This is a genomic window from Frankia sp. CcWB2, assembly GCF_977927585.1.
The window spans coordinates 5,367-6,436 of sequence record NZ_CDWRCM010000022.1 but is presented as its reverse complement, the minus strand read 5'-3'; the positions used below and the strand labels follow the sequence as shown (position 1 = coordinate 6,436).

1 protein-coding gene is annotated in these 1,070 nt (G+C 69.7%); it reads right to left on the bottom strand.

The window, feature by feature from the left end; translation table 11 throughout:
* Positions 1–684: 684 nt before the first annotated feature.
* Positions 685–1,070: MurR/RpiR family transcriptional regulator (locus ACY45C_RS04255; protein ID WP_462186342.1), on the bottom strand; the 386-nt coding region annotated here is incomplete at its 5' end.

Below are 1,070 nucleotides of genomic sequence, written 5' to 3'. Positions count from 1 at the left end.
CCGGGGCGCAGCAGCGGGCCGTGATCTGACTACCCAATTGTGTCGGTTGGTGGGCGGGGCGTTCACGCCGAGCGTGGTCACGGCGCTTTTTCGGAAGCTCGCCGTCATGGTCTACGGCAGGCCCGGCAAGGCGATCGCGACGGGAATCACGTGTCGCGCCCTTCCGTGCCGCGTGAAGGATTTTACGCCGATCGGGACGCCCTCCGCGTCCCGCCGTACTTCCCGTCGGATGCCACCTCGGTGGTGCAGGTGACGCCCTTCCCGGCAGTGACCGCGCCACTGAACGTGAATGTTCCGGCGCCGGACGCAGATAGTGAATGCAGATAGCGAATACATTATCATCTGGTATCTCGGTCGCCCGGCGTGGCCGGCGTCCGGCCGGACCGGCCGAGTTGTGGGGAGCAAGGCACGGTCCAGGGACCGCGGACCGTGCTCAGGTCCCCCAGATTCGCCGGCCGAAGGCCAGTCGAAGGATCGTGGGCGCCGCCTGAGTGAGCGGGTGCGAGCGGGTGCGGTGGGAGGCCGGCGCACGGTTTGCGCGGTTTGTTTAGTTCGTGCCGTCCGGGCGGGGTGAGAGGACCGCCGATACCGCCGCCGGCCCCGTACCGGACCGGGAGATGGCCACCCTGGCCACGGCCACCCTCGCCGTCGCGCTCCGCGGGTTCACCTCCGTGAACTTGGGCGTCAGATCCGGTGTTCGGTAAGTACCTCGGCGGTGAGTTCCTGGGCTTTCTGGGCGCGGTCGGGTTGCGCGAGGTGGACGGCCACGAACAGGGCGTCGAGGACCGTCGTGTGGATGATGCGGCTGCTCATGGCCTCGACTCGGTAGTTTGTTTCGCTGCTGCCGGCGACGAGGGCTACGTCGGCCAGCCTCGTCAGGGGGGATCGGAAGAAGCTGGTGAGGGCTATGGTCGTGGCCCCCGCCGCGCGCGCCGCGGCGGCGCCGGCCAGGGTTTCGCGGGTCTGCCCGGTGTGGCTGATGGCCAGGCAGGCGGAGGCGGGGGGCAGCAGGCGCGCGGCCACATGTTGGACGTGGGCGTCGGCGGGGGCTTCGACGAGCAGGCCGAGGG